Below are 26271 nucleotides of genomic sequence, written 5' to 3'. Positions count from 1 at the left end.
TGACTGCTTTTTTTATGGACTCTGCGATAATAAAAACCGCAACCCATACCCCCTTTGCCTACTGATTGTTAGGATTGTCCTACTATGATTCACCGCTCAATAGACCCTTTCTTTCGGCGTTTATTTATCGTGACAGCGATTGTGATTGCTGTCGTGCTGCTATATACCTTATTGCCCGTAATTGTGCCGTTTTTGGTCGCCTTTGTGCTCGCTTATCTGTTCAATCCTTTGGTTAAAAAGCTATCGCGCTACACCCGCCGCTGGATTGCGATTGTGTTGGTCTATGCCGCAATCACGGTCGGTATGGTGCTGCTGTTGTGGTGGTTGGTTCCCACGCTGTGGTATCAGTTGCAGTCGGCGTGGGCATATTTGCCCAAAGTACTCGACTGGTACAATGACGGGCTGCGCGCTTGGGTGACTGACAACAGCCGCTTGCGTCTGCCAGAAATGGAAGTCAAAGGGCTGTCTGAAACCTTGGTGCAGTACATGCAGACCAATTATAATTTTTCAGACGCCAGCAGCATGATGAGTCAGGTACTGACCTCAAGTATGGTGTTTATCAACAATGCAGGCTTGATTGTCTTGGTACCGATTTTGACGTTTTATTTCTTGTTTAATTGGGACAAGCGTCTGCATCAGTGGAAAATGGCAATTCCTGCGTCGTGTAGCAAAAAGGTCATCGAAATTGCGCAAGACTGTGACCACGCGCTGATGGCGTTTATTAAAGGTCAGCTGCTGGTGATGGTGCTTTTGGGCGTGATTTATGCGGTACAGCTGCAGCTGATTGGGCTTGAGCTGGGGTTGATTATCGGTATGGGCGCGGGTATCGCAAGCTTTGTGCCGTATTTGGGCTTTGGTCTTGGGTTTATTGCCGCGATTATCGCAGGGTTGTTCCAGTTTGGTCTGGACTGGCTGCATTTGTCATTGATTGTCGGCGCGTTTTTGGTGGGTCAAGCGGCTGAAGGCTATGTGCTACAGCCACTACTGCTCGGTGACAAGATTGGTCTGTCGCCACTGTGGGTTATCTTTTCGGTGCTGGCGGGTGCCAGTTTATTGGGCTTTGTCGGCATGCTGATTGCGCTGCCTGTCTCTGCGGTGCTCAATGTGTTGTTCCATCATGCGTACGATTATTACCTGACCACCGATTTTTATAAAAGTCGCCGCCAGCCTGATTTGTTTGATTAGGCGGGCTGTCGCATCCCTCAGCGACTACGTAAAAAACTTGTCAGTGATTTTGTAAGTGTGTTATATATAGTCGCGGTATTTGTGCGCTTGTGACGCACGCCGCGCCCCTTTGTACCGCCAAAATCAGGTATAATAGCGCGGGCATACAGACGACTCAGTCACTTCAAGGCGCATCATGGACAACCACTGGTGCAGCCTTTTTATTGTACTACGTAACACGAGTTGATGATTCATGGCAGAAGCACAGCTAAGTCTCAATTTAGATATCAAGCATGACGCGAGTCTAAGTGACTTTGGCGGGCCTGGCTGGATGTCCATCATTGATGCGGTGCGCCAGCTGCACGTCGGCCTCATTGGTCAGCTGTATCTGTTTGGCAGTCCCGCAACGGGCAAGTCGCACCTGCTCTCCGCCATTTGTGAATCGTTTATCGAAATGGACAGGTCGGCCATTTGCCTATCGCTTGATGAGCTGATACACACCGATGTTAATGTGCTGTCCTCTATCGAAAACTTTGATGTCATTGCTATCGATGATTTAGAAGTCCTAGAGCGCAGCAGTCAATGGCAAGAGGCGCTGTTTCATCTGATTAACCGCAGCCGAGAAGGGCAGCGCCAGCTGTTGTTCGCGGCCAATCAGCCTGCCAGTGATTTGCCATTTGCCTTGACCGATTTGCTCACCCGCTTGGCGCAAGCCCCTTCTTTTAAAGTGCCGAATGGTCACGATTTGGCGGACAGACAGGCGCTGATTGACTCTATTTTGCGCCGCCGTGGTTGGCAGTTCGATGAGCGTATCATCAATCATTTGCTGAGCGATGGTCCGCACCGTATCGGCGGTATGATGGACGTCCTGAACTATATTCAGCCGATGTTCTCTAACCTTGGGCGCAACAACATCTCTAAAGCCGTCATCAATGACGCCATCCGCACCATTGATGAGCAGACGCTCGCGGCTGAGCTGGCAGACATTACCAGCGCACGCCAAAGCGATGACCCTGATACCGACCAAGACAATCAGACCATTCCGCTAGACTTTTAATCCATACCGACTTTTGCTAATGATGCGCCGCTGTGATAATGGTATATTGATAGCCATTGGTGGCGTCACTGCGCTGGTATAGGCGGCAGCAGGCGTCAGCTTTTATCATCATTATTTTCATCGTTTTATTGATTACACATAGGATATGTCATGACACACGCCTCATCTTGGTTCAAAGGAATGTCTGTAGCTGCCGTATTGCTCTCAGGCGCGAGCGTCTCTGCGCTGTCGCATGCTGATGCGACTTTGTTGGTCGATGACCACATCAAAGTAACTGCCGTCAATGGGCAAGAGCTAAAGCAAAGCATCTTTCAATCTGCGCCCAAAAAATTCAACCTAAAGCCAGGTCAGCACGTCATTACTGCAAAATATGACCGTCTGTATGACCTCAGTCATGATGAGCACGATTATCTGCGCTCAGGCAACATCAGTGTGGCGGCAGAGCTGATGGACAATCAGACCTATCGTCTGACCATGCCCAACAATCCAGAAGCGTATGAAGCGGCGCGAGAATACGCCAAGCGCCCTACGCTTGCGGTACAAAAGGGCAATACCATCATCGCAAGTCAGCAAGGCAGTGCCAATGACGGCGGCTTGTTCGCAGGCTTGGGCAAGGCGCTCGGCGGTGTGTTTAACGGTGGCGGCGATGCCGAAGCACAAAACCAAAGCGTCATCGCGTCACTTGAATCAAATGGCTCGCAAGCGATTGCGCCACTCGCCGCATCAAAACCCACCAACACCCTAGACAGCTTTATGCAGCTGTGGCTACAAGCGACACCTGCGGAGCGCGAAAAAATGCGTCAGTGGATTGAACAATAAACCATAGCCGTTTATTTTTATATAAAAAGGCAGGCATAAAAAAAGCACCCGAAACTGGGTGCTTTTTTTTCTTATCACGCTTTTGGCAGATTAGCCTAAGAAGGCATTGTACATCCAAACCAATTTTTCTTGCTCTTGTACGTACGCATCAACAAGGTCGGCTGAGCCTTGGTCATCGGCGTCAGCGGCTAGGCTGGATACCGCACGCTGTTCTTCAATCAAGGTTTGCAAGCCTGCAACCACGCCTTTTACGCAGGTATTGCCTTGATGGACGTTCTTGTCTTCTTTGATGCTGGTGTGCTGGGCAAAGTCGCTGTACGCGTGTAGTGGCGTGCCACCCAAGGTCAAGATGCGCTCGGCAATCTCATCAATCTGTAGTTGCAAAGCGTTGTACAGCTCTTCAAACTTTGGATGCAGTGAGAAAAAATGCTCGCCTTTAACGTTCCAGTGGTAGCCGCGCACGTTGATATAAAACATGTGATAGCTTGAAAGCAGTGCATTTAGTTTGCTGATGACTTCGCCCATTTCTGCTTTTTCTAGACCGATTTGGTTGGTATTGTCAGTGCTCATAGAGATGTCCTTTTATCGTTTATTATTTATGTGTCTTATTTATCGCCGCGCTTATGGATGACAAATACCATAAAGCGCGGCTTATAGTAGCGGATTGACCAAAGCGATGTCTTTATTAACCCTGTTAACAAATTCAGAGGCTGTGGCCTATCGATTTATAGCCATCATACCTGCTATCTATAGATAAGTTAAATGAATATAACCAAAGATATCATTATATTCTATCAAACCAAAAGCCGCTTACGGTCTATTGATGCATACAGCAAAGGGGTATTTACGCTTTGACGGTCGCTACAGAATGGGGGACAGTGACTTGGGGTTGGTCACAAGATTACGAACCCCGTGCGCATGGTCTTCTTCAAACACATTTTTCTCACACCACTGACCTAAAGACTTGATGTTTACCTTTTTGACTTTGGGACGCACGCTCCACGTCACTTGGTAGGGGGAGTGTTTTTGGTTATAACTTGGTCCTGTGGTCGAGCCTGCATACTGAACGGGTGTGCCCGTATCGGTTGGGATATTGATGGCTTGCATGTACTGGTCGCGCACATCATATTGGGTCATTTCCATGAAGTTTGCGGCGTTCTCGTCATTGACAGCCACAATCACTTGTCCCTCTACGCGCAATTGTGGATTGAGGATAGGGTCAGCCACGCACGCAGCCAAAGAGACGCCAGGCTCTATCTGAGAGGTAGAGTAGACATAATGCACCTCAAGGGTATCGCCCGATTGTATGGCGCTGTGCTTGCCTGTACATACGGCTTTTGATAGAGGCTTGCGCTCTTTGGCTGTCAGCTGACCTGAGTACCGATAGCCCGTGTCGTACCCATGAGCATTGCCATCGCCAGCATAGGTGCTGAACTCGCCGCCTTTATGCTCAGCATTTTTGTGTAGGTGAATGTTACACAAGTTCATGGTGTTTTTGCTTGGGGCTGAGCTAAATACCAAGCGGTTATCTCCGAGCTTACTATCGATATCACGGGGAGACTGAGGACCAAACCCGATATGCTTACCCTCAGTCGGCACGCCATGCGCATGGCTTGTGGCGATGTCTTCAATAGGCTCTGAACCCGTCGCGCATGACTGTAGGATAATCGCTGGTAACAACAGCAGGACCAGTTTCGGGAGTGTTTTGGTAGTCATCATAATCTCTATTCTAAAAAGCAAACGATTAAAAGTGATTTTTCGGTGTCGATTGCCTTATGGGTTAAAAAAAAGTACGCCGCATGCGCCTAGATGGGCATAAGCTTGGCGTTGGGTGATATAAAATGATAATGAGCGAATATTTGGGCAATAAAAAAGCTGGAAATCATGACTTCCAGCTTTTTTTGTGTGCCTATTTATCCGCTATTGGCTTATTGACTTGGTCAGTACGTCTTATGGCGCTTGGATTTGCTCAGGCTTAAGACCTGGCTCAGGCACGACTTCTTGCAAGTGCTTACGCACAGTATCGATAGGGAATTTTTGTGCTTGGATACGTTTTGGGATGATTTGGCTGCCTTTTTGACCTTGCATTTCAAACAGTACAAAAATATAGTCGTCCGTCTCTTCCCAGCTTTTGACCGCCGTCCACGGAATCACTGCTTGCTGTGAGGTGGCCGCACGCATCTGCATGCCGCGTACTTGTGAAGCCTTTAGACCGTCTGGCTGATTGGTAGGAATGGTCATAATCAGACCGTGCTTTTGTACCCCCAGCTTGATGGTACGCATCTCGTCTGGCATTTCTTGTTCAGCAAGTTGTTTTTCAAACTCTCTTTTGACATACCATTTAAAGCCCAAGGTACGCACGGCGATGTATGCCACGACCAGTACCAGCATCAGCCAAAACAAAATGGTCGAATAGCCTGAAACAAAAATCAAGCCTGCAATCGCGAGCGCGACCACAACCGCCATGATGATCCACTCTTTGGTTTTGATGTTTGAGAGTCCAAAGGATTGACTGGTGTTGTTAAATAGCTCGTGCTGCGCTTGTTTAAATTCAGCTTCAGACAGGTTGAGTGCAACCGGTTGTAAGGTGTAGGGATACAGTGCCATAAAGGATTCTCAAATACACAAGGTTAGGCCATGACCATCGGCAAGCCTGCGCCGACGGTGATGCCAATAATAAGACAGGCACTTATCTTACCGAAAACTGGGGGCAAAAGAAACATCCTTGCCGCATCTAGCGGTGTGACGGGCAACAAAAGGGGGCGCTTGGCATATGACCATAACATCTGCCCATATAATTGCGCGCTAAAGGATGCAGACGCGTTAAGATTGTGCGTCTGAGCCTGTGTAAGCGTGGTCAAATCTATCGGGTCTTGTTATGATAGGGGTTTTGGTTGGTTATGGTTACCTCGGTAACAACACACCACGTGGCGGCACACAACGACAATGACACGCACAGCTCAGTGAGTGCTTAACTTATTTTGGTATGACAGGCAGACAATATGATTGACCCTAAACTTTTACGCGGTGATTTAAACGCGCTACAAGAGCGCTTAGCAACGCGCGGCTACACGCTGGATGTGGACTTTTGGCAAGCGGTCGAAGAAGAGCGCAAATCGCTACAAGTACAGACCGAAGCGCTACAAGCGCGCCGTAATGCGGGCGCAAAACAAGTCGGGGCACTCAAAAAATCGGGCGAAGATGCCAGTGAGCTGCTCGCAGAAATGCAAAGCATCAGCGGTGAGATTAAGGCGGCAGAAGACGCCTTACGTGACTTACAAGAGCGCATCACCAATGCCGCCTTGCAACTGCCAAACCTACCTGCTGACGGCGTACCTGTCGGCACGTCTGAGGATGACAATGTCGAGCTGCGTCGTTGGGGCACGCCGCGTCAGTTTGATTTTGCGGTCAAAGACCACAGCGACCTTGGTGAAGCGTTGGGTCTACTCGATTTTGAAGCGGCGACCAAATTGACAGGCAGCCGCTTTAACGTCCTAAAAGGTCAGTTGGCGCAAATGCACCGCGCCTTGATTCAGTTTATGCTAAACACGCACACCGTCAAATATGGCTATACCGAGACTTATGTGCCGTATATTGTCAATTCAGACAGCCTAAAGGGTACAGGTCAGCTGCCGAAGTTTGAAGATGATTTGTTCAAACTTAGCAACCACACCAATAATGATGAGATGGACTTTTATTTAATCCCAACCGCTGAAGTGCCGATGACCAATCTCGTACGCGGCGAGCGCTTGGACATTAAAGCATTGCCATTAAAATTCACCACGCACACGCCATGCTTTCGCAGTGAGGCAGGCTCGCACGGTCGCGACACGCGCGGTCTGATTCGCCAGCATCAGTTTGAAAAGGTCGAGATGGTCAATGTCGGCACGCCTGAGCAGTCAGACGATCTGCTAGAGGCAATGACAGGGCAGGCTGAATACATCTTGCAGCAGCTTAATTTGCCATATCGTGTGGTACAGCTGTGTACGGGCGATATGGGCTTTAGCGCGCAAAAGACCTACGACATCGAAGTGTGGCTACCAAGCCAAGACACGTACCGCGAAATCTCTAGCTGCTCAAACTGTGGCGATTTCCAAGCGCGCCGTATGGGCACACGCATCAAAGACGGCAAAAAAACCACGCTGGCGCACACGCTAAACGGTTCAGGCTTGGCGGTCGGGCGTACGCTGCTTGCGGTGATGGAAAACCATCAAAACGCTGATGGCAGCGTGACCATTCCTGAAGTGCTGCGTCCATTTATGGGCGGTGCTGAGCGTATTGAAGCGTAATTTTTTGCGCCTGCATGTGTAAGTTAGACTTATGGCAATGATGAATTGGGGTAAGGAGTACACTTATCCTAAGCCATCGTTGCCATTTTTTGGCGTGACGCGGCGCAAATATGTTAATATTGCATTTTTATTTTATCGCCTATCCATAAAGGACGCGTCATGCGCACTTAATGGATGACCTATGAGTAAACTCTCCTCTTATCCTCCATATTAGGACACTCTATGCCAGCTCCAATTAGCGAACGTAAACTAGCCAATGCCATCCGTGTACTGTCATTCGATGCGGTACAAAAAGCCAATTCAGGACACCCTGGTGCGCCGATGGGCATGGCAGACATTGCGGAAGTACTGTGGCGCAAGTTTTTAAAGCACAACCCAGCAGATCCAAATTGGCACAACCGCGACCGTTTTGTTCTCTCAAACGGACACGGCTCAATGCTGATTTATTCTCTATTGCACCTATCAGGCTACGATGTCAGCGTGGATGACCTAAAGGGCTTTCGCCAGTTGCACTCTAAGACCCCAGGTCACCCAGAGTACGGCTACACGCCAGGCGTAGAGACCACCACAGGACCACTCGGTCAAGGTATAGCCAATGCGGTGGGCTTTGCTATCGCTGAAAAGACCCTTGCCGCGCAGTTTAACCGCGACGGGCACAACATCATTGACCATCACACCTACGCATTCTTGGGCGATGGTTGCTTGATGGAAGGCATCAGCCACGAAGTGTGCTCGCTTGCAGGCACGCTGGGTCTTGGCAAGCTGGTCTTTTATTATGATGACAATGGCATCTCAATCGATGGTAATGTCGAAGGCTGGTTCACTGACGATACCAAAGCGCGCTTTGAAAGCTATGGCTGGCAAGTCATCAGCATCGACGGTCACGATATGGATGCGATTACTGACGCGACCAAAGCGGCGATTGCTGAAACGGATAAGCCAAGCCTTATCATCTGTAAAACCACCATCGGTGCAGGTAGCCCGAACAAACAAGGTCTGGCAGCCAGCCACGGCGCACCACTTGGTGATGACGAAATCGCGCTAACGCGTGACGCACTGTCATGGAAGCACGCACCATTTGAGCTGGATGACGAAATCTACGAAGCGTGGGACGGCAAAGCCAAAGGCGAGACGCTACAAAATAACTGGCAAGCGGACTTTGAGCGCTATGAGCAAGCGCACCCAGAGCTGGCGGCAGAGCTAAAACGCCGCCTAGAAGGCGAGCTGCCAGCAGACTTCGCGGCTCAGGCAGAAGCGTACCTACAGTCATGCCAACAAGCAGGTGACAACGTCGCCAGCCGTAAAGCCAGCCAAAACGCCATCAATGCCTTGCAGCCACTACTTCCAGAAATCATGGGCGGCTCAGCAGACTTGGCAGGCTCGAACCTTACCTTGTTCAAAGGCGCAAAAGGCATTCAAGAAGACGCTGCGGGCAACTATATCTTTTACGGTGTGCGTGAATTCGGCATGACCGCGATTGCCAATGGTATCGCCTTGCACGGCGGTTTTATCCCTTATGTGGCAACGTTCCTGATGTTTATGGAATACGCACGCAACGCCGTACGCATGGGCGCACTCATGAAGCAGCGCATCATCCATGTTTACACCCACGACTCAATCGGTCTGGGCGAAGATGGTCCAACGCACCAGCCTGTCGAGCAGTTGACCAGCCTACGCAGCACGCCAAACCTAAACACATGGCGTCCATGCGACACCACCGAATCCGCCAGCGCGTGGATCGAAGCGATTAAAGCGACCAGCACGCCATCAGCGCTAATCTTTAGCCGTCAAGGTCTGCCACACCAAGACCGTGACGCTGAGCAAGTCGCGAATATCGCAAAAGGCGGCTATGTGCTAGCCAAAGAGCAGAGCGAGCTACAAGCCATCATCATCGCAACAGGCTCAGAAGTGGGTCTAGCGATGGAAGCGTATGAGACGCTAAGCAATAACGGTGTTGGTGTGCGTGTCGTGTCTATGCCTTGTGCTGAAGTGTTTAGCAAACAAGACGCAGACTACCGCGAGTCAGTATTGCCAGCCAACATTCGCGCTCGCGTGGCAGTCGAAGCGGCGCACGTGGACTACTGGTTTAAGTTCGTTGGTCTAGATGGCAAAGTCATCGGCATGACCACGTATGGCGAATCTGCACCAGCGGGCGAGCTGTACAAAGAATTCGGTATCACGACCGAAGCTGTGGTTGATGCGGTGAATAGTTTGGTTTAATAAACTTAACTTAGTTAGTGTTTAAAAAAAGCCATCAGAGAAATCTGGTGGCTTTTTTAATTGAAGACAGTGAAAATTGATTCAATATAGATTGAAAAAAGTGTGCGATACTCAAATTTTGTATTATCAGTATCCTAAAAAGGTAAAGTCATAAAGAAAAAAGTCGCCTCTATTTCTATTTACTTCACTTAACCGCCATAAATCATTCGGGATCTCAAGATCTTCCCAAAGCCTTCGTGAACTACTACTTTTTCCAGCGGAAAGAGAGCTAACTAAATATTCTTTCATAGGTACTAAACTTGTGTCAGTTCTAGATAGCTTAGTATATAATCTAGCGATAAATGAACCTAAAGGAGAGAAGTTGTTATATACGTCGGAGTCTACATTCCAATCTTCCTTTGATAGACATGTGTAATTTGTAGATGGGAACGGGAAATATGACATTGAATAAGTATTGTTTTCCGATACTATCGGCGCTGAAGTGATAGCGTACTTTTCACTAGACCAAGAACCGAGATTTTGAACACAAATTAAATCGACCATTTGATTAGGATGTTTCGCAATATGTTTATCTAACTCAACTATTTTATCAGTAACTTTACTAGGACTTTTTATTGTTTCTTCAAAAGAATGAGCTAACAATCCATAATCGAAAATTCTATGATACTCTTCATAGGAGTAATTGCCACCCTCCCTTTTTCTTTTGTTTCTTCTTTTGCAGTATTCACTGTTAGTAATTTCGGTCAAAGATTTTGCATTTTCAAATAATTTTTTCAAATGACTTAGCTTGAAAGTAAGTTTGCACTCAAAAGCAGCAGCAACACCAGATGCTATATAAAGCTTTTTATTTAATAAAAAAGGAGGGTAGTGTGGCCAAAGAATCAGAATATCGATTTGTGGAGATGCTGTTCCGTCTAGACCTAGAACTCTTCCTTTCGTAACAATGTGATAGTGACTGGGAAGCCATTTCCTTAGAACCTCAGCCCATGTTTCTTCAGCTTGATCACCAGCAGTTCCAGGATCTTGTTTAACTCTACTCTGTATTTGCAAATAGTCCTGTTGGAGGGCAAGATTTATCTCTTCCATATATTGGGCTATATCGTGTTTAGAGTTCATAAGTTATCTCCTAGATTAAAATGTGAGTCGAAGTGAGCTAGATATGAAAAAATATAAGATTTAGAAGATACTTGAGAAAGCTAACCCACACCATCAAAAGTTATTTATGAACAAATATCACATCAAAATCATGGGTGGGTACAAAATCAGACTCTTTGATTTGAAACGTGTTGGGCGCAATTTTTTTCACTTTGCCTTTGCCCTGCCAACAAAACGATACCAGCTCGTTCTTATCACGCTCGACAGTTAAGGTAAAATCTTTGATGGGTTTTGCCCAGTTTGCACCTGTCGTTAGAATATAGCTCAGCGCTTGATAAGGGCGTGCGCCACTCTTATGAAACCCACGTCGCGTATAGTCATCTACGCAAAAATTCCCAAATTCTTCTTCTCCTAAATGTACAGAGCCGCCCACGAGTGGGGCATAGGTATGCTTAACGGTGGTTGTGCTATTGGCTTTAAAGGTTTGCTGCCAGCTATAGATGATTTGTGAATCCCAAAAAATATAAGAATCTGTCCTATCCTTAATAAACCGAGTTAATTGTGGATTATCACAAGCCAACAGCTTTCGATTCACGTCTTCCGCATACACTTGATATGTCCAAGGAGCGAGCATATCCGTATCGGTGATACCGCAAGATTTAAATATATCGGTCGTATCGACTGCCTCATCTGTATGGGTAGAGTAGCCATTTTCTATAACAAGAGGACTCATAAAGGTGCGTACATGCAATTTTGGCTGAATGGCGCGTCCATTGACCCATACTTTAAAGCTATCATAAGTGGAATCTGTGTCGGCATAATCTGAGTCGAGAAAGCTGGGTACAGCAGGCATAGGAAATAAAATCGTCTCGGTTATGTCCTTATTGCTGAGGTTTTTAAACTCATAATTGACGCGGATTTCATCTTTTGAAATATACAAGTCCTCGCTGTGCATACTGATGTTTTTATTTTTAATATATTCAACGCCGCCCGTTCCCACATAGCCTGTAGAATCATTGGCTTGAACGATAATAGGTAATAAAGCAGTGGCAGCAAGACCACAGGTTATAAAGACGGCTTTGGGTAATAAGTAATATGGGTTTTTCATCATGAGTAATCTATATGGCGTACATTTGTCATCTAATATACCTAGATTTATGGATAAAAACGATAGTGCGATAACAAATAGCGGGTTAAATTTTCTAGCGTATAAGAGCAAAAAAACATATCACTCAATTGAATAACGCCCACCAAACCCCGTGCCTTTCTCCCGATTATCGCTCATAATAACGCAAAAATAGAGCATGATTGATGGGGATTACCAAAAGCATTTGCTGCTAGGGTCATCTTCAAGGTTTGAGTTTCAAAAATCAGCCAGTGCTCGGCATTGATTGACCGCGCTTAATGGCTAGGGTAACGGTTTAAATAACAAAAAGGGGCGCGCTATGTCATTGATGTCTACGGTAAAAGGGATGCTGGGCGAGGGCGTCATTAACCTTGCCACGTGGCTGGCGCTCGATAAGACGATCTATCAGCGCATCAACAATGTGACGTTGCCGCTGGCTAATGGCGGCAGCACGCAAATCGACCATATCATCGTCTCGCCCTATGGTATTTTTGTGATTGAGACCAAAAATTATAAAGGCTGGATATTTGGTAGCGAGCATCAGCGGCAATGGACACAGACGATTATGGGTAAAAAGTACAAGTTTCAAAACCCACTGCATCAGAATTATCTACACATCAAGGCATTGTCGGACGTCTTGGCGCTAGAGCCGCAGTATTTTCACTCCGTCATTGCCTTTATTGGTGAGGCAAAAATCAAGACGCGTGACGCCTTGCCCGCGCATGTGCTTGATAGCGGCATCATCAGTTATATTAAGCAAAAACAAGACGTACTATTAACGCCTGATGAGGTACACGCCATCGTCGAGCAGATTCATAGCCAGCGTTTTAGCAAGTCGTGGCGCACGAATCAACAGCACAAAACCTACTTAAAAGAAAAGCACGCTGAGCCAAACAAGCCCGCAAATCAGTCACAAGTAGAAGAAAAAGACAGCGCGCGAGAAGTTGTCAAAGAACGTCCCAAAGTCCATGTCTATGAGCGTTGGTCTGGACAAACCGAAGTAGAAACGCCAGCTCAAGAAACGCCAGCAAATCAAAATACGGTGATAAAAGAAGTCCTAAGCCAAGAAACCTTGAAAGAAGAAACCGTCAACGAAGACAAGCCAAGTCAAGAAAAGCTCAGCGCACCAATATGCCCAAAGTGTCAGGGCGCGATGGTCAAGCGCGTGGCAAAGACAGGTACGCGGGCAGGGCAAGCGTTTTATGGCTGCACAAGTTTCCCGAAATGCCGTGGCATGGTCAATCTATAGCGCACACATCCGAGCGTACGATAAAGCGTTTGCCCTCAGGGATTTCTAAAGAAAAGCTCGCGCCGCGCCCATTGACCACATCAATGGTCAAGTCGGTGTGCTCCCACAGCTTGTACTGCGCGCGCCCCATATAAAACGGACAACCCGCCAGCTCGCCGACCAGCACGTCTTGCCCGCCGACTTTGAATTCGCCAAGCGGATAGCACATGGGTGAGCTGCCATCGCAGCAGCCGCCCGATTGGTGAAACATCAGCTCGCCATGCTTGGATTTTAGTAGGTCAATCAGCTCGCGGCAGGCATCGGTGGCTTGTAGTTTCATGGTCTACTCCTTGTTATTGTTGTCTTTATAATGAGTTTCTTGTTTGTTTAGGGCGTGTCTTCATTTTAAAAATGGTGATAAAAATGAGATAAATTAAAGGCAAACAAGGAAAATAGCGCAGATAATATCGAGATATTAACCAGCTATTTGACACCGTTTGCCGAAGATTTAGCCATTTTTAGCCCATTTAGTCATAGACGTTTGAATTGAAGACACGCCCTAGTATGCCATAAATGCAAAAAGGTCGTAGTACCCTTCGTCACCTTGTATTGAAGATGGCGATGGGCATTACGACCTGCATGATGGGTTGGTGTGCGCTGTTTGCTATGCTGTTAGCGCATCAGGGACACGCCCTCATCACTACATGTTGTAATCAATGACGATACGCCCTTCAATCTTACCGTTACGCATACGCTCAAAGATATCATTGATGTTCTCAAGCGGTTCGGCTTTGACCGTGGCTTTGACTTTGCCCGCTGCCGCCATGTCCAGCGACTCTTGCAAGTCGAGGCGCGTACCCACGATAGAGCCGCGAATGGTGATGCCGTTTAATACAGTATTAAAGATAGACAGCGGGAAGTCGCCTGGTGGCAGACCGTTTAGCACCACAGTACCGCCACGGCGCACCATGCCAAGCGCTTGCTCAAAGGCTTTTTCGGATACGGCGGTAATCAATGCGCCATGGGCGCCGCCGATTTCTTCTTTTAGGTATTCTGCAGGGTCGGTGTTTTTGGCATTGACGGTGACGGTTGCGCCGAGGCGTTTTGCCAAGTCGAGCTTGTCATCATCAATATCGACAGCGGCGACATTGAGTCCCATGGCAACGGCATACTGTACCGCCATGTGCCCCAAGCCGCCGATGCCTGAGATGACCACCCACTCGCCAGGGCGTGCTTCGGTCATTTTTAGACCTTTATATACGGTCACGCCTGCGCACAAGACGGGCGCAATTTCGATAAAGTCCACATTGTCAGGGATGTGTCCGACATAGTCGGCATCCGCGAGCACGTATTCAGAAAAGCTGCCATTGACCGAGTAGCCTGTGTTTTCTTGTTCTTCGCACAAGGTTTCCCAGCCGCCCAAGCAGTGCGTACAGTGCCCACAGGCAGAGTACAGCCACGGCACGCCCACGCGGTCACCTTCTTTGACGTGCTTGACGCCTTCGCCCACAGCAGAGACCACGCCGACCCCTTCGTGACCGGGAATAAACGGCGGGCTTGGCTTGACAGGCCAGTCGCCTTCTACGGCGTGCAAGTCGGTATGACAGACGCCTGAGGCGCGCAGCTTGACGACGATTTGTCCTGCCTTTGGGGTAGGGATGGCGACTTGCTCGATTTGCAGAGATTGACCAAATTCATGGAGGACGGCAGCTTTCATGGTAGTGCTCATAGTGTGCTCGCTTAGTTATGATAAATTATTAAAGGGTGATGGTTTCTAAAACGGTTATCGCACAAACATTGAAAAATAGAGCAGCGCTATTGCCAATCCGTGATGACGCAACAACAAAAAGACGAGTGACAAGGCTGGCGTGCGCATTTTTGCCGACAGTGTGCGCTTGGCACACCATCTGCAAAAAAGGCATTCTAGTAATCATTTTAGGGTGGATGAGCAATAGGAGGTATTGCGTGGGGCCTAGGACATGTCATCAATTAGCCCATCAAGTGATTTAGCGGTCTTAAAATGGCTAAATCTTGCCAAACAGCGTCGAAAATCTTGTGAATATGACTATATTCTCTGCAATTTTTTCCTTGTTTGACTGCGATTTATCTCATTTTAAGCCTCGCTATCTAAATGATGACATGCCCTAGGATTTAGAAGAAGCCCAGCGCTTTGTCGCTGTAAGAGACCAGCATGTTTTTGGTCTGTTGATAATGATCGAGCATCATCTTGTGGTTTTCGCGGCCGATGCCTGATTGTTTATAACCGCCGAACGCCGCGTGTGCGGGGTAATGGTGGTAGCAGTTGGTCCAGACGCGACCTGCTTTGATACCGCGACCAAAGCGATACGCGCGCGTACCGTTACGCGTCCAGACGCCAGCGCCCAGACCGTATAGGGTGTCGTTAGCGATACTCATCGCTTCTTCATCGTCTTTAAAGGTGGTTACGGCAAGCACAGGACCAAAGATTTCTTCTTGGAAGATACGCATGTCATTGGTGCCCTCAAAAATCGTGGGCTGGACATAATAGCCATCGCTCAGATCGCCGTCATGCTTGGCTTGCTCTCCGCCGACCAGCACTTTTGCGCCTTCTTTTTTACCGATATCGAGATACGATAGGATTTTTTCTAATTGGTCTGAGCTGGCTTGCGCGCCGACCATGGTATTGGTGTCGAGTGGGTTGCCAAGCTTGATGGCTTTGACGCGCTCAACGCAGCGCTCGATAAACTTATCATAGATGCTCTCATGGACCAGCGCGCGCGAGGGACAGGTACAAACTTCACCTTGGTTAAAGGCGAACAGCACCAAGCCTTCAATCGCTTTGTCCAAAAAGTCATCGTCTTCATCCATGACATCGGCAAAGAAGATGTTGGGGCTTTTGCCGCCAAGCTCGAGCGTCACAGGAATGATGTTTTCGCTGGCGTACTGCATGATGAGGCGACCTGTGGTGGTCTCACCAGTAAAGGCAATCTTGTTAATACGCGGGCTGGATGCAAGCGGTTTGCCCGCCTCGACACCAAAGCCATTGACCACGTTGAGTACGCCTTTTGGCAAGATATCCGCCGCGCCGACCACATCGAGTAAGTACATGAGTGACGCAGGGGTTTGCTCGGCAGGCTTTAAGACGATGCAGTTACCCGCTGCGAGGGCAGGGGCAATTTTCCAAATCGCCATCAAAATGGGGAAGTTCCAAGGGATAATCTGACCGACCACGCCGAGTGGCTCATGAAAATGATAAGCGACGGTGTCTTCATCAATCTGACTGATGCCGCCTTCTTGCGCGCGGATACAGCCTGCAAAGTAGCGCAGATGGTCAACGGCTAAAGGAATATCAGCGTTCAAGGTTTCGCGGACAGGTTTGCCATTGTCATAGCTTTCGGCGATGGCGATGTTTTCAAGGTTGGCTTCGATGCTATCGGCAAGTTTTAATAAAATATTGGCACGCTCTGTGGTGCTGGTGCTGCCCCACGCGTCTTTGGCAGCGTGCGCGGCGTCCAGCGCTTTATTGATGTCAGCTTCTTTCGAGCGCGCCACTTTACAGATAAGCTGCCCATTGATAGGGCTGGTAGCGTCAAAGTATTCGCCATCTGCAGGTGCGACCCATTCGTTATTAATAAAGTTATCATAGGTGTCGCGAAACTGGACAGCACTGCCATCGGTATTGGGATTGGTATACAGCATGAAACAACTCCTTGTTGTGTTATTGGTTTTATCAGATAATACAGACGCGCCTTTTTGACAAGTCAGCATACATCCGTCACCATGACTTAATATCCTTGTCATTTGTTGGCGCTCATTCCATCGTACTCGGCTTTTGCCTAGAGGAATAATAATATTTGCTAATGTTTGTAACTAACAAATAAAACCTTTCGTTATGTGTGGGATTCTTATTGTACAAGGTACGGATAAGTAAAGGTTTTTATAGTGCAGGGTTATGTTCGGCTTACAGGTTAGACATTTTTAGTAACGAGATTGGCGTTTTGCGCCGTTATTTTTATTTGCTTGGTTCTTTATATGCGTCAGTCTTCGGCTTTAGATATCTTAAAAACGGGTCAAAATGTATTTTTGACAGGCTCGGCAGGGGCAGGAAAAACGTATACCCTTAATCAGTATATTCATTATCTGCGTGCGCGGCGGGTACCTGTGGCAGTGACTGCCAGTACAGGTATTGCGGCGACACACATGAACGGCACGACCATTCACAGCTGGTCAGGCATTGGTATCAAAGACACCTTGAGCGAAAAGGACTTGGGTATTTTGGCGCGCAAAAAGCCGCTGGTGGAGCGGGTCAAAGAAACCTCGGTGCTGATTATTGATGAAATCTCTATGCTGCATGCCAAGCAGCTAAACGCGGTCAATCAAGTTTTAAAACATTTGCGTAAAGACGATGCGCCCTTTGGCGGGATTCAGGTGGTGGTCGCAGGCGACTTTTTTCAGCTGCCGCCCATCGGTCAGCGCGGGGAGAGCAACCGCGACAAATTTGCCTTTATGTCTGAGGCGTGGCTCGATGCCAAGTTTCATATTTGCTATTTGAGCGAGCAGCATCGCCAAAATGACGCCGAGCAAGACGGGACGCTGGGGCTTGATGACATCCTAAACCAAATCCGCCGCCAAGACGTAAGCTTTGACGCCATTGCCGCGCTCGAAGAAACCGCTGTGCAAGACGTGCATGCCAGCCGCACCCGTCTATATACGCACAATCAAAACGTCAATAAGATCAATGACAATGAGCTGCTCAAACTCGATGGCGAGACTTATTGTTTTGAAGCGGTCAGTGATGGCGATGACAAACTGGTCGAAACACTCAAAAAAAGCGTGCGCACTCAAGAGCAACTGACGCTCACCGTGGGCGCAAAGGTGATGTTTATTAAAAACAATGCCGAGCTTGGCGTCTCTAACGGCACGATGGGCGAGCTGGTCGGCTTTCGCGCGGTGAGTCTAAAGGCGGATAACCGCATGGACAGTAAAACCAAGCGCGCCGAGCAAGACGCGGCAGACGATGAGCAGCACAATGATAAGCAAGATGACGCAGATACAGATACTGACAACAAAGACAGCAAAAAAAGTGACAAAAAAACCGCCGTCAAATATCCCGTCGTGCGTCTTAACTCAGGTAAAGAAGTCATCGCCGAGCCTGAAGAATGGATGATAGAAGATGAAAGCGGGGAAGTGCTGGCAAGCTACTCGCAAGTGCCCTTGTGTCTGGCTTGGGCAATTACCATTCATAAATCCCAAGGCATGACCTTGGATGCCGCCGAGATTGACCTATCGCGCACCTTTGAGCTGGGACAAGGCTACGTGGCGTTGTCACGCCTCAAGTCGCTCTCAGGGCTAAAATTGCTCGGCATGAACACCATGAGTTTGCAGCTTGACCCCTTAGCACGCGGCGCGGACAAGCGGTTTTTGGCGCTCTCACAGGAGGCCGAAACCAACTACGCCATGCTCGATGAAAAAAGCATGACAAAAGCGCATACTGACTTTGTACTCACATCGGGCGGTACGCTCAGCCAAACGGTCATCGACAGCTACGAGCGCTTGCAAAAAAAGCGCCGCGAGCTGCAACAAAAACAGCAAAAACAAGGCAACCAAGTCGCCGATAAATCCGAAACCACCCTTGAGGCAACCCGCTTGTTGCTCGAAGAGAGCTTTAGTATTGCTGAAATTGCCGAAGCGCGCGGTCTGGCGCAATCGACCATCATGCGCCATATCAGTGAGCTAAAACAACGTGACCCGACGCTTGCCTGTGAGCATCTGCGCCCTGATGACGACATCATCGACGCGGTGTACAGCGCCTATACCAGCGTGCAGGCAGAAAATGACCCAAACAACACCACCGATGATGGTGATATCAAGCTGCGCCCGCTGCATGAGTATCTAGAAGGGCGCATCAGCTACAACACCATCCGTTTGGCGCTGATTTTTATTAATGACTAAAAACGCGCCTTAATCTTGATACGTCAGCGCATCGTGTCCCCCTTTATATAGCTAGCCTCACCATTAGCGACCAACAGCGAACACCAACTATGCCAAGTTTTACCAGCACCACCTATCGTCCCGAGAGCAGTACCAGCGCGCCCACCTACATCACTAACGAAGGACACCGTCCGCTACGGGTCGCGATTAATGGCTTTGGGCGTATCGGTCGCAACGTGCTGCGCGCCTTACTCGAGCGCTTTGAAATGCTGGGGCGGGCGATACATATCGTCGCCATCAATGACGTGGCAGGCGCGGACATTTTGCTGCACTTGCTAAAGTTTGACAGCACGCACGGACGCCTTAGCCGTCTGGGTATCGACGCGCACATCCTCAGTGATGAGGGCGAAACGCAGCTGTGTCTCAGCAAAAACGGGCACACCTATTGTATCCGCCTCTTGTCGCAGCCTGAGCCAGAGTCTCTGCCATGGCAATCGCTCGATGTCGATGTTGTGCTTGAGTGCACAGGTTTTTTTCGCGCCTATGACCAAGCCTATCGGCACATTAGTGCAGGCGCGCAGCAAGTTATCATCGGCGCTGCGCCCTTTGATAATGTCGATGCCTGCATCGTCATGGGCGTCAATACCGAGGCGTTGCGCCTTGATTTGCCGATTGTCTCGAGCGTCTCTTGTACCACACAGGCGCTTGTGCCGCTGATTGCGACCTTAGATGCCAGCTTTGGCGTCGAGTCGGCGATGATGACCGAGATACACGCGGTGACCGCAGACCAAAACGTCCTCGACCAAGTACACCGCGACCCCAGACGTGCGCGCGCTTCAGGGCACAACATCATTCCCACCACCTCCAGCAGTATCGCCGCCACCGAGCGTGTGCTGCCTGCGATGACGGGCAAAATCAACGGACACTCCATCCGCGTGCCGACCATCGACGTCGCCGCAATAGACGTGACCTTTGTCTTTAGTAAGCCGCCAAGTGACATCGACGCCATCAAAGACGCCTTAATCACCGCGAGCGACAATCAGCTCGCAGGCATCATGAGCTATACCGAGCTGCCGCTTGTCTCCAGCGACTTTGTACATCAGACCGAGTCCTTAATCGTCGATGGGTTACAGCTCATGCAAGTGGGCAATCAGTACAAGGTCTTTGCGTGGTACGACAACGAGTGGGGCTATGCCAATCGCCTGCTGGATATGTGCCTGCACCTGTCCGCAACCCGCGAAAACAAAGGGCTGAAAAAATAATTCAATTATTTGAAAAAAGGGCTTGCATAAAAAAAATATATCGCTATAATGATGCACCTATGGAGACGTGGCAGAGCGGTTGAATGCACCGGTCTTGAAAACCGGCAAGGGTTCATAGCCCTTCGAGAGTTCGAATCTCTCCGTCTCCGCCAAATATTAAAAACCCCAGTCATTACAGTGACTGGGGTTTTTTTATGCATAAAATTTCGTGGTGGTGAATTTATTCTGTATTGATTTAAAACCCATGCTGCACTAGATACTGACTTTAAAAGTAGTGTGATGATGCCACGCACGTCTCACACTACCGTTATTTAGTTAATTAGTCTCTTTGATTTAAACAGTGATATGTCCAGTTAAGTACTGTACCGCATTGCCAGAAATAAGTACTCTATCGCCTCTTACAACACATCTGAGCATGCCACCTCGATTTGAGGCTTGGTACGCTATTAACTCATCTTTACCTAAGCGCTCTGCCCAAAATGGAGCAAGACCAGTATGAACTGACCCAGTTACTGGATCTTCGCTACCACCATTGGCATGTGAAAAGTATCGAGAGATGAAATCATAAGATTGGAGGTTTTCTGATTCAGACTGACAAGTGACAACGATATTCAGAGGCGCAAGTTGTTTTAGAATCTCATTATTACGTATTATATTTAAAATATCGGACTTGGTATGGTATATAACAAAATATGCTTGTGAGTTGCGATAGACTTCGATAGGAGCAATCGATAGACCTTGCAATAAGCTGTCAGGAATATCAGTTACTTTTTCAGGCTTATTGTTTGGGAAGTCCATTTGTATCTCACCAGTGCTTGTTTGTAGGATTGTCAGAATGCCGACTGCTTTTGCCGACAGCATAATTGTTTTCAAAGTAGGGTTTTTACTAAATAAAACAAAGGCAGCCGCCAAGGTTGCATGACCACAAAAGGCAATCTCAGTCGTTGGAGAAAACCAGCGAATATCATAATGCGTTTTTTCTTTCGACTGATTCGGCACTAAAAAAGCTGTTTCAGATAAGTTGTTCTCCATTGCTATGGACTGCATTAAACCGTCACTTAGCCAACTATCGGTGATAATAACTGCTGCGGAATTTCCCTTAAAAACGGTGTTGGTGAAAGCGTCAACGACATTCATTTCGAGTTGCATTCTTTTTCCTTTAGCAAATATAGAGTTTAACTAGCGTACTTATTTCTTTTTTAAAAGTATATAGCTGCCCATACAGCGATAGCATACTTTATTATAATATTGCCATTCCGCTTTTCACTTATATCGTCTGTTTACAACAATCTAATACTTACGTATGACATTTCTTAAACATGGTCAATCCAAACCACGTTAAAAAACTTCATTCCAAGAGCGGTATACGTTCTCTTTCCACCGCGTTTCCTTTCGCACGTTCTCATTCTTTATGTAGTCTTCCTTTATAGTGTTGCAAGACAAATACGTTCAATGGTATTTGCAGCAATATTGACGCACTACAATGACAAACTTATGCCTACAAAACAGCTCGCTAAAGTTTTCATAATAGCGCCGCCTTCTGCGTAGGATTCCTAAAAGAATACGCTTCTTTCCCATAAAAAATAGTGAACGATAAAGGACAATTCATGCAAAAATTATCAACTTTAAATAAAGCCATCATTACCGTGCTCAGCGTTACCGCCATCAGTACCACGGCTATTGCGGTAGGACAGAGCAACACGCAGCTGCCAGTCAGTGAAACTGTAGCCGCAGTACAAAGCAAAATCAGCCTCGAGCAGGCAATGAGTATCGCTCAAAAGACCGTAAAAGGAGACGTCATTGGTGCTGAGTTTGATCAGTACGATCGCTCAGCAGGAGGCAACTACGAGGTGACGATTGTCGCTAACAATAGCGAATATGATGTCAAGGTGGACGCAAAGAATGGTCAAGTCTCGACCAGCAAACAAGAAAAGATGGATAACGAGGACATTGCTGAATACAATGCCATGAAAAAGTCCAACCTCAGTCTCAACCAAGCCATCAAAAAGGCGAACCAACGTATCAATGGTACCATCGTTGAGGCAGGGTTTGATGTAGATGCTGGCAAGTCTGTCTATGAGATTGAGATAGTCAAAGGCAACCAAGTCTATGATGTGGTCGTCGATAGCATGACGGGTCAGATTGTCCGTAGCCAAGCTGAGATGGTCGATGATGACGACTGATACTTTTGATGTATGAATAACAGAGTAGTCGTCTTTTTGCTTGTATTTAGAGACGATATAATAGTGCCAAGCGATATGCACATACCGCTTGGCGCTTTTTTAGAGCTGATTGCTTGTTTTTTTATAGCGTCGGTTTGCACCGCGTACGCGTTTCTATTTAACGACCAGAAACTTTATTTAACGCTGAGAAAATCGAATCGTGCGTCCATCTTCGAGCATGAGCGTGCCATCGACAATCACGATGGTCACATCTTGCGCGTTACGAATGGCGCGCATGACGTTGATGTCCTCGATACTGCTCTCTAGCACAATTTTGCCCGATTGTTCAGGCGCAACCGCTGGCTCAAATGCCGTACTCGGAATCACAAAGCGCTTGCCAATCTTTAGGTTGGCATCTTGCATCAGCAGCTCACCTTCAAAGTGGGTAATCGGCGATTTGCCATGGTTTGAGAGCATAAACTGTAGCTTGACTTGATTTAGGCTGTCGTTGTCGCTTGGTTTGACAGGCAGTAGGGCAATGGGGTAGCGCTCAGCGAGCGACCGCGCGTTGTTGTCAGCCACCACAGGGCTTTTCTTACCCGTTGGGTTGTTGGGGTGCAGACGCTCATACTCGCGCTGCTGCATGATGGCATTCTTAATCGTGGTACGTGGCATCGCCCCCGACTCGTAGGCGTCGCTCAGCTTCATGCGCAGCATATAGCGGCTGAGCAGCTGGCGCTCTTCTTCAGGCAGATTCTCAAAAGTATCGCCGAGTTTTTGTTGCCAGCGGTTGGAGTCGGTCGGGATGGTTTGCTCATCAGGCGATTTTTTGAGCATATCGCAGCCTGTGAGCGTCGGCACTGCCACCAGCGCCAATACAGCGGCAAGGATAGGGGCATAGCCACGTTTGGTGGATAGATGTTGCGTCATGATAGCCCTCCTTTGCAGTATCGATAATCACATTTTTATTATAGTCGTATTGGTAGCAATAGCGGCAAGAACTACCAACTATCGTTTTTAATATACCTTGTTTTGTGAAGAGATAAGAACGTGGCTTATGATAGATTGTGTTACCTTTTGCAATGGCTGTATGAAAGGTTACATACCTAAGCGCCCAAAAATAACGGCGTCGTGGCACATCTTACGCACAAAAAAAGACCAAGTGCTATCAGAACTTGGTCACTATCAGTACAGCATACTATAAAAAAGAGGTCGGGCAGATTACTTTGACTCAGGATTGCCTTGTAGCTCACATAGCGGCTGTGAGGTGTGCTTGTTGTGCGTGACCACAATCGCCTCATCAATGATACGCTGGCTGACGCCCTTTTTGCGTAGCGTCTCAATAAACATCTCATCATGTGCCAACGTATAATCCGCGTGGTCGCGATCCAAACCCTGACGGATATACAGACGAATCAAACCCTGAATGCGCTTAAAGCCAAGATCTTTGGTCGTGGCTTCTAACAGCTCAATCATCTCTTCAGACAGACGAATACTAATAGGGCGCATTACCTTTTGAGGATGATCAGAAAACTTATTTTTTACGCGTATCGGTATCATAATAAACCATTATTTTTTAATGAATGGGAATAAGGGGTGTATGAACACGTTATTATAACGTTAATAATCAATATTTTAGACACTTATTATAAACCAAATGTTATCAATAATCTGTAAGCATCGACATAAATAGTATAAAAAATGTCTATACCTTTGATTTTTAAACGATATATAAAACTGTAGGCATAAAAAAACCTCCATCACATTATGATGAAGGTCTTTTTGAATATGGCTCCTCAACCTGGGCTCGAACCAGGGACACACGGATTAACAGTCCGATGCTCTACCAACTGAGCTATTGAGGAATAGTTGGTCATAACGTTGAGATAACTGCCGTTTAGCGTTTGCCATCTCGTTATGTGGGGCACATTGTAGCCAAGGGTTTAAAAGGTGTCAAGAAAAAATAGTAAAAATAATGCATTTTTTGCTATTTTGTTTTGTATGCCTTGATATCGCCCATGACCTTATCCCAAAAACGAGCCACAGCAGGCAGGTTTATGACACTTCTTGGTTATCGTGCTTGCCCCTAACATTTAACAAGATATACGCAGGGCATGACAAAGGCGCTTAGCAAAACGTATGAACCACAAAACCATAGGCATAAAAAAACCCTCATCAAAGCGATGAGGGTCTTGGCATGTGCCATAATTGAATCTAGTAGGATTCAGGGTTTGCCTAAATAGGCAAGAATGTGGCTCCTCAACCTGGGCTCGAACCAGGGACACACGGATTAACAGTCCGATGCTCTACCAACTGAGCTATTGAGGAATAAGCGATAAGGACAATGTCCTTGTGCTAAGCAAAGCAGCGATGCTCGTCGTTGCTAAGTGGAGCGTATGATAGCAAAGATAAAAAATAGGTCAAGCACTTTTTATCACTTTTTTGCCAAAAAAGTCATTTTTTATAAAAAAACGGTCATTGCCGAGTGTTTGCGCCCTTGCAATCGCATCAGTGAGGGCATCAATAAAAAAGGCGCTGATGACCAGCGCCTCTTATTAATAGGAGCGTATCAAGCGTCTGGCTTATTCGTCGTCTTCTTTAACGTCCAGCTCAGAGACCGCCTGCTCAATACGCTTTAGCGCTTCTTTTAGTGTGGCTTCGTCCGTGGCGTACGAGATACGCATAAAGCCGCCTAAGCCAAAAGCATCGCCTGGTACGACCGCGACGCCGACTTTATCGAGCAGCCATTCAGCAAACGCGGTGCATGATTTTAGACCTGCCGCTTTAAGCAGTGGTCTAATTTTTGGATACACATAAAACGCACCATCTGGACGCAAGCAGGTGATGCCTTTGATGTTGTTTAAGCCATCGACCACAAGGTCACAGCGCTGCTCAAAGGCTTTGAGCATTGGCTCAAGGACGCTTTGGTCACCTGAGATTGCCGCCGCTGCTGCCACTTGGCTGATAGAGGTCGGGCAAGAGGTAGACTGCGATTGTACTTTTTTCATCGCGCCAATCAGCTTGGCAGGACCGCCCGCGTAGCCGATGCGCCAGCCTGTCATGGCATAGGCTTTTGACACGCCGTTTAGGATAATGGCGCGCTCTTTTAGCTCAGGCGCGGCGTTTAGAATGTTGTAAAACTTATCGCCCGTCCAGCGGATGTGCTCGTACATATCGTCTGAGGCAACATAGACGTGTGGGTTTTTCTTAAGCACTTCAGCGATGGCTTTTAGCTCATCTAGGGTATAAATCATGCCTGTAGGGTTCGATGGGCTGTTTAAGACCAGCAATTTGGTCTTATCTGTAATTGCGTCTTCTAATTGCTCGGCGGTGATTTTGAAGTTTTGCTCAGGTGGGCATTCGACGATGACTGGCACGCCATCGGCAAGCTTGACCATATCAGGATAGCTGACCCAGTACGGCGCAGGGATAATCACTTCATCATCTTTGTCAATCAAGGCTTGAGCAAGGTTAAAGAACGACTGCTTGCCACCGACCGACACTAGGATTTCATTGGGCTGATAGCTGATGTCATTGTCGCGAGCAAATTTATCAATAATGGCTTTTTTTAGCTCAGGCGTGCCATCAACAGCGGTGTATTTGGTAAAGCCATTATTAATCGCCTCAATCGCCGCTTGTTTGATGTGTTCTGGGGTATCAAAATCAGGCTCGCCTGCGCCCAGACCGATGATGTCTTTGCCTGAGTCTTTAAGCTCTTTGGCTTTATTGGTAATCGCGAGCGTCGGTGAGGGCTTGATGTTATTAACGCGGTTAGACAGTTGTAATTCGCTCATTAGAAATCCTTTTTTAGATAATAGTTATAAAATACAGCAGGTCATATCACCAAGGTACTGCAAAATTGGGCATGGCAACGCGACCATACAGGCTCATGGCAGATGGGCGCGTAGGACGGTCATACTAACTAACAGCGCATGCAGG

At 47.7% G+C, this 26271-nt stretch carries 21 protein-coding genes and 3 tRNA genes; 10 read left to right on the top strand and 14 right to left on the bottom strand.

The window, feature by feature from the left end; genetic code table 11:
- The first annotated feature begins 84 nt into the window (after positions 1–84).
- The 3 genes from JMW05_RS03225 (at position 85) to JMW05_RS03215 (ending at position 3040) form a co-directional block, all read left to right on the top strand.
- Positions 85–1185, top strand: coding sequence for an AI-2E family transporter (locus JMW05_RS03225; protein ID WP_201503962.1), 1101 nt, complete (start codon positions 85–87; stop codon positions 1183–1185).
- Positions 1186–1417: 232 nt separating this feature from the next.
- A complete protein-coding gene (gene hda, locus JMW05_RS03220; RefSeq protein ID WP_201503961.1) occupies positions 1418–2221 on the top strand; it encodes a DnaA regulatory inactivator Hda in 804 nt (267 codons plus the stop codon).
- A 150-nt stretch (positions 2222–2371) separates the two neighbouring features.
- Entirely contained in the window at positions 2372–3040 is a 669-nt protein-coding gene (locus JMW05_RS03215) for a DUF2057 family protein (RefSeq protein WP_201503960.1), read from the top strand.
- Between the two features lie 90 nt (positions 3041–3130).
- Here the strand turns inward: JMW05_RS03215 and JMW05_RS03210 are convergent, their stop codons facing one another.
- From JMW05_RS03210 to JMW05_RS03200, 3 genes are all read right to left on the bottom strand, one after another.
- On the bottom strand, positions 3131–3610 hold the full coding sequence (locus tag JMW05_RS03210; protein WP_406947446.1) for a Dps family protein: 480 nt from the start codon (positions 3608–3610) through the stop codon (positions 3131–3133).
- Between the two features lie 291 nt (positions 3611–3901).
- On the bottom strand, positions 3902–4759 hold the full coding sequence (locus JMW05_RS03205; protein WP_201503959.1) for a delta-class carbonic anhydrase: 858 nt from the start codon (positions 4757–4759) through the stop codon (positions 3902–3904).
- Between the two features lie 231 nt (positions 4760–4990).
- Entirely contained in the window at positions 4991–5647 is a 657-nt protein-coding gene (locus JMW05_RS03200) for a YcxB family protein (RefSeq protein WP_201503958.1), read from the bottom strand.
- A 395-nt stretch (positions 5648–6042) separates the two neighbouring features.
- Here JMW05_RS03200 and serS point away from each other — a divergent pair, with 395 nt between their 5' ends.
- Positions 6043–7329, top strand: a complete 1287-nt coding sequence (gene serS / locus JMW05_RS03195) for a serine--tRNA ligase (RefSeq protein WP_201503957.1) — start codon at positions 6043–6045, stop codon at positions 7327–7329.
- Between the two features lie 222 nt (positions 7330–7551).
- Positions 7552–9549 carry a transketolase gene (gene tkt, locus JMW05_RS03190; protein WP_201503956.1) on the top strand — a complete coding sequence of 666 codons (1998 nt, stop codon included), beginning with the start codon at positions 7552–7554 and terminating at the stop codon, positions 9547–9549.
- A gap of 126 nt (positions 9550–9675) precedes the next feature.
- Here the strand turns inward: tkt and JMW05_RS03185 are convergent, their stop codons facing one another.
- On the bottom strand, positions 9676–10665 hold the full coding sequence (locus JMW05_RS03185; RefSeq protein WP_201503955.1) for a DUF6602 domain-containing protein: 990 nt from the start codon (positions 10663–10665) through the stop codon (positions 9676–9678).
- Between the two features lie 100 nt (positions 10666–10765).
- The gene (locus JMW05_RS03180; protein ID WP_227691418.1) at positions 10766–11755 is read right to left on the bottom strand and encodes a DUF4424 family protein; all 990 of its coding nucleotides are present in this window, start codon (positions 11753–11755) and stop codon (positions 10766–10768) included.
- A 334-nt stretch (positions 11756–12089) separates the two neighbouring features.
- Here JMW05_RS03180 and JMW05_RS03175 point away from each other — a divergent pair, with 334 nt between their 5' ends.
- Positions 12090–13019, top strand: coding sequence for an NERD domain-containing protein (locus tag JMW05_RS03175; RefSeq protein WP_201503954.1), 930 nt, complete (start codon positions 12090–12092; stop codon positions 13017–13019).
- On the opposite strand, the gene JMW05_RS03170 is transcribed toward JMW05_RS03175, so the two are convergent.
- From JMW05_RS03170 to exaC, 3 genes are all read right to left on the bottom strand, one after another.
- Positions 13009–13338 carry a DUF779 domain-containing protein gene (locus JMW05_RS03170; protein ID WP_201503953.1) on the bottom strand — a complete coding sequence of 110 codons (330 nt, stop codon included), beginning with the start codon at positions 13336–13338 and terminating at the stop codon, positions 13009–13011. The genes JMW05_RS03175 and JMW05_RS03170 overlap by 11 nt on opposite strands.
- 360 nt (positions 13339–13698) lie before the next feature.
- A complete protein-coding gene (gene adhP / locus JMW05_RS03165; RefSeq protein WP_201503952.1) occupies positions 13699–14727 on the bottom strand; it encodes an alcohol dehydrogenase AdhP in 1029 nt (342 codons plus the stop codon).
- A gap of 422 nt (positions 14728–15149) precedes the next feature.
- A complete protein-coding gene (exaC, locus tag JMW05_RS03160; protein ID WP_201503951.1) occupies positions 15150–16676 on the bottom strand; it encodes an acetaldehyde dehydrogenase ExaC in 1527 nt (508 codons plus the stop codon).
- Between the two features lie 333 nt (positions 16677–17009).
- On the opposite strand from exaC, the gene JMW05_RS03155 reads away from it, so the two are divergent.
- The 3 genes from JMW05_RS03155 to JMW05_RS03145 all read left to right on the top strand — a co-directional run bounded on the left by JMW05_RS03155 (position 17010) and on the right by JMW05_RS03145 (position 20322).
- Positions 17010–18929, top strand: a complete 1920-nt coding sequence (locus JMW05_RS03155; RefSeq protein ID WP_201503950.1) for an AAA family ATPase — start codon at positions 17010–17012, stop codon at positions 18927–18929.
- 89 nt (positions 18930–19018) lie between these two features.
- Positions 19019–20170 (top strand): type I glyceraldehyde-3-phosphate dehydrogenase, encoded by a 1152-nt coding sequence (locus JMW05_RS03150; protein ID WP_201503949.1) that lies wholly within the window; start codon positions 19019–19021, stop codon positions 20168–20170.
- Between the two features lie 61 nt (positions 20171–20231).
- Positions 20232–20322: transfer RNA gene (locus tag JMW05_RS03145), tRNA-Ser, on the top strand.
- Positions 20323–20503: 181 nt separating this feature from the next.
- Here JMW05_RS03145 and JMW05_RS03140 read toward each other — a convergent pair.
- Complete coding sequence (locus tag JMW05_RS03140) at positions 20504–21319, bottom strand: PhzF family phenazine biosynthesis protein (protein ID WP_201503948.1); 816 nt, start codon at positions 21317–21319, stop codon at positions 20504–20506.
- Between the two features lie 458 nt (positions 21320–21777).
- On the opposite strand from JMW05_RS03140, the gene JMW05_RS03135 reads away from it, so the two are divergent.
- Entirely contained in the window at positions 21778–22353 is a 576-nt protein-coding gene (locus tag JMW05_RS03135; RefSeq protein WP_201503947.1) for a PepSY domain-containing protein, read from the top strand.
- Between the two features lie 177 nt (positions 22354–22530).
- On the opposite strand, the gene JMW05_RS03130 is transcribed toward JMW05_RS03135, so the two are convergent.
- From JMW05_RS03130 to JMW05_RS03110, 5 genes are all read right to left on the bottom strand, one after another.
- Positions 22531–23262, bottom strand: a complete 732-nt coding sequence (locus JMW05_RS03130) for a hypothetical protein (RefSeq protein WP_201503946.1) — start codon at positions 23260–23262, stop codon at positions 22531–22533.
- Between the two features lie 291 nt (positions 23263–23553).
- A complete protein-coding gene (locus tag JMW05_RS03125; RefSeq protein WP_201503945.1) occupies positions 23554–23892 on the bottom strand; it encodes a CopG family transcriptional regulator in 339 nt (112 codons plus the stop codon).
- 229 nt (positions 23893–24121) lie between these two features.
- A tRNA-Asn gene (locus tag JMW05_RS03120) sits at positions 24122–24197 on the bottom strand.
- A gap of 387 nt (positions 24198–24584) precedes the next feature.
- A tRNA-Asn gene (locus tag JMW05_RS03115) sits at positions 24585–24660 on the bottom strand.
- Positions 24661–24914: 254 nt separating this feature from the next.
- The gene (locus tag JMW05_RS03110; protein WP_201503944.1) at positions 24915–26126 is read right to left on the bottom strand and encodes a pyridoxal phosphate-dependent aminotransferase; all 1212 of its coding nucleotides are present in this window, start codon (positions 26124–26126) and stop codon (positions 24915–24917) included.
- Positions 26127–26271: the final 145 nt, after the last annotated feature.

This window comes from Psychrobacter aestuarii, assembly GCF_904846035.1.
Lineage (GTDB): Bacteria > Pseudomonadota > Gammaproteobacteria > Pseudomonadales > Moraxellaceae > Psychrobacter > Psychrobacter aestuarii.
This window is presented reverse-complemented; position numbering and strand designations above follow the sequence as displayed.

What these genes read in the sequence shown, in the direction of transcription:
- JMW05_RS03225 (WP_201503962.1), top strand. Translation starts at nt 85, where the DNA reads ATGATTCACCGCTCAATAGACCCTTTCTTTCGGCGTTTATTTATCGTG.
- hda (WP_201503961.1), top strand. Translation starts at nt 1,418, where the DNA reads ATGGCAGAAGCACAGCTAAGTCTCAATTTAGATATCAAGCATGACGCG.
- JMW05_RS03215 (WP_201503960.1), top strand. Translation starts at nt 2,372, where the DNA reads ATGACACACGCCTCATCTTGGTTCAAAGGAATGTCTGTAGCTGCCGTA.
- JMW05_RS03210 (WP_406947446.1), bottom strand. Translation starts at nt 3,610, where the DNA reads ATGAGCACTGACAATACCAACCAAATCGGTCTAGAAAAAGCAGAAATG.
- JMW05_RS03205 (WP_201503959.1), bottom strand. Translation starts at nt 4,759, where the DNA reads ATGATGACTACCAAAACACTCCCGAAACTGGTCCTGCTGTTGTTACCA.
- JMW05_RS03200 (WP_201503958.1), bottom strand. Translation starts at nt 5,647, where the DNA reads ATGGCACTGTATCCCTACACCTTACAACCGGTTGCACTCAACCTGTCT.
- serS (WP_201503957.1), top strand. Translation starts at nt 6,043, where the DNA reads ATGATTGACCCTAAACTTTTACGCGGTGATTTAAACGCGCTACAAGAG.
- tkt (WP_201503956.1), top strand. Translation starts at nt 7,552, where the DNA reads ATGCCAGCTCCAATTAGCGAACGTAAACTAGCCAATGCCATCCGTGTA.
- JMW05_RS03185 (WP_201503955.1), bottom strand. Translation starts at nt 10,665, where the DNA reads ATGAACTCTAAACACGATATAGCCCAATATATGGAAGAGATAAATCTT.
- JMW05_RS03180 (WP_227691418.1), bottom strand. Translation starts at nt 11,755, where the DNA reads ATGATGAAAAACCCATATTACTTATTACCCAAAGCCGTCTTTATAACC.
- JMW05_RS03175 (WP_201503954.1), top strand. Translation starts at nt 12,090, where the DNA reads ATGTCATTGATGTCTACGGTAAAAGGGATGCTGGGCGAGGGCGTCATT.
- JMW05_RS03170 (WP_201503953.1), bottom strand. Translation starts at nt 13,338, where the DNA reads ATGAAACTACAAGCCACCGATGCCTGCCGCGAGCTGATTGACCTACTA.
- adhP (WP_201503952.1), bottom strand. Translation starts at nt 14,727, where the DNA reads ATGAGCACTACCATGAAAGCTGCCGTCCTCCATGAATTTGGTCAATCT.
- exaC (WP_201503951.1), bottom strand. Translation starts at nt 16,676, where the DNA reads ATGCTGTATACCAATCCCAATACCGATGGCAGTGCTGTCCAGTTTCGC.
- JMW05_RS03155 (WP_201503950.1), top strand. Translation starts at nt 17,010, where the DNA reads ATGCGTCAGTCTTCGGCTTTAGATATCTTAAAAACGGGTCAAAATGTA.
- JMW05_RS03150 (WP_201503949.1), top strand. Translation starts at nt 19,019, where the DNA reads ATGCCAAGTTTTACCAGCACCACCTATCGTCCCGAGAGCAGTACCAGC.
- JMW05_RS03140 (WP_201503948.1), bottom strand. Translation starts at nt 21,319, where the DNA reads ATGCAACTCGAAATGAATGTCGTTGACGCTTTCACCAACACCGTTTTT.
- JMW05_RS03135 (WP_201503947.1), top strand. Translation starts at nt 21,778, where the DNA reads ATGCAAAAATTATCAACTTTAAATAAAGCCATCATTACCGTGCTCAGC.
- JMW05_RS03130 (WP_201503946.1), bottom strand. Translation starts at nt 23,262, where the DNA reads ATGACGCAACATCTATCCACCAAACGTGGCTATGCCCCTATCCTTGCC.
- JMW05_RS03125 (WP_201503945.1), bottom strand. Translation starts at nt 23,892, where the DNA reads ATGATACCGATACGCGTAAAAAATAAGTTTTCTGATCATCCTCAAAAG.
- JMW05_RS03110 (WP_201503944.1), bottom strand. Translation starts at nt 26,126, where the DNA reads ATGAGCGAATTACAACTGTCTAACCGCGTTAATAACATCAAGCCCTCA.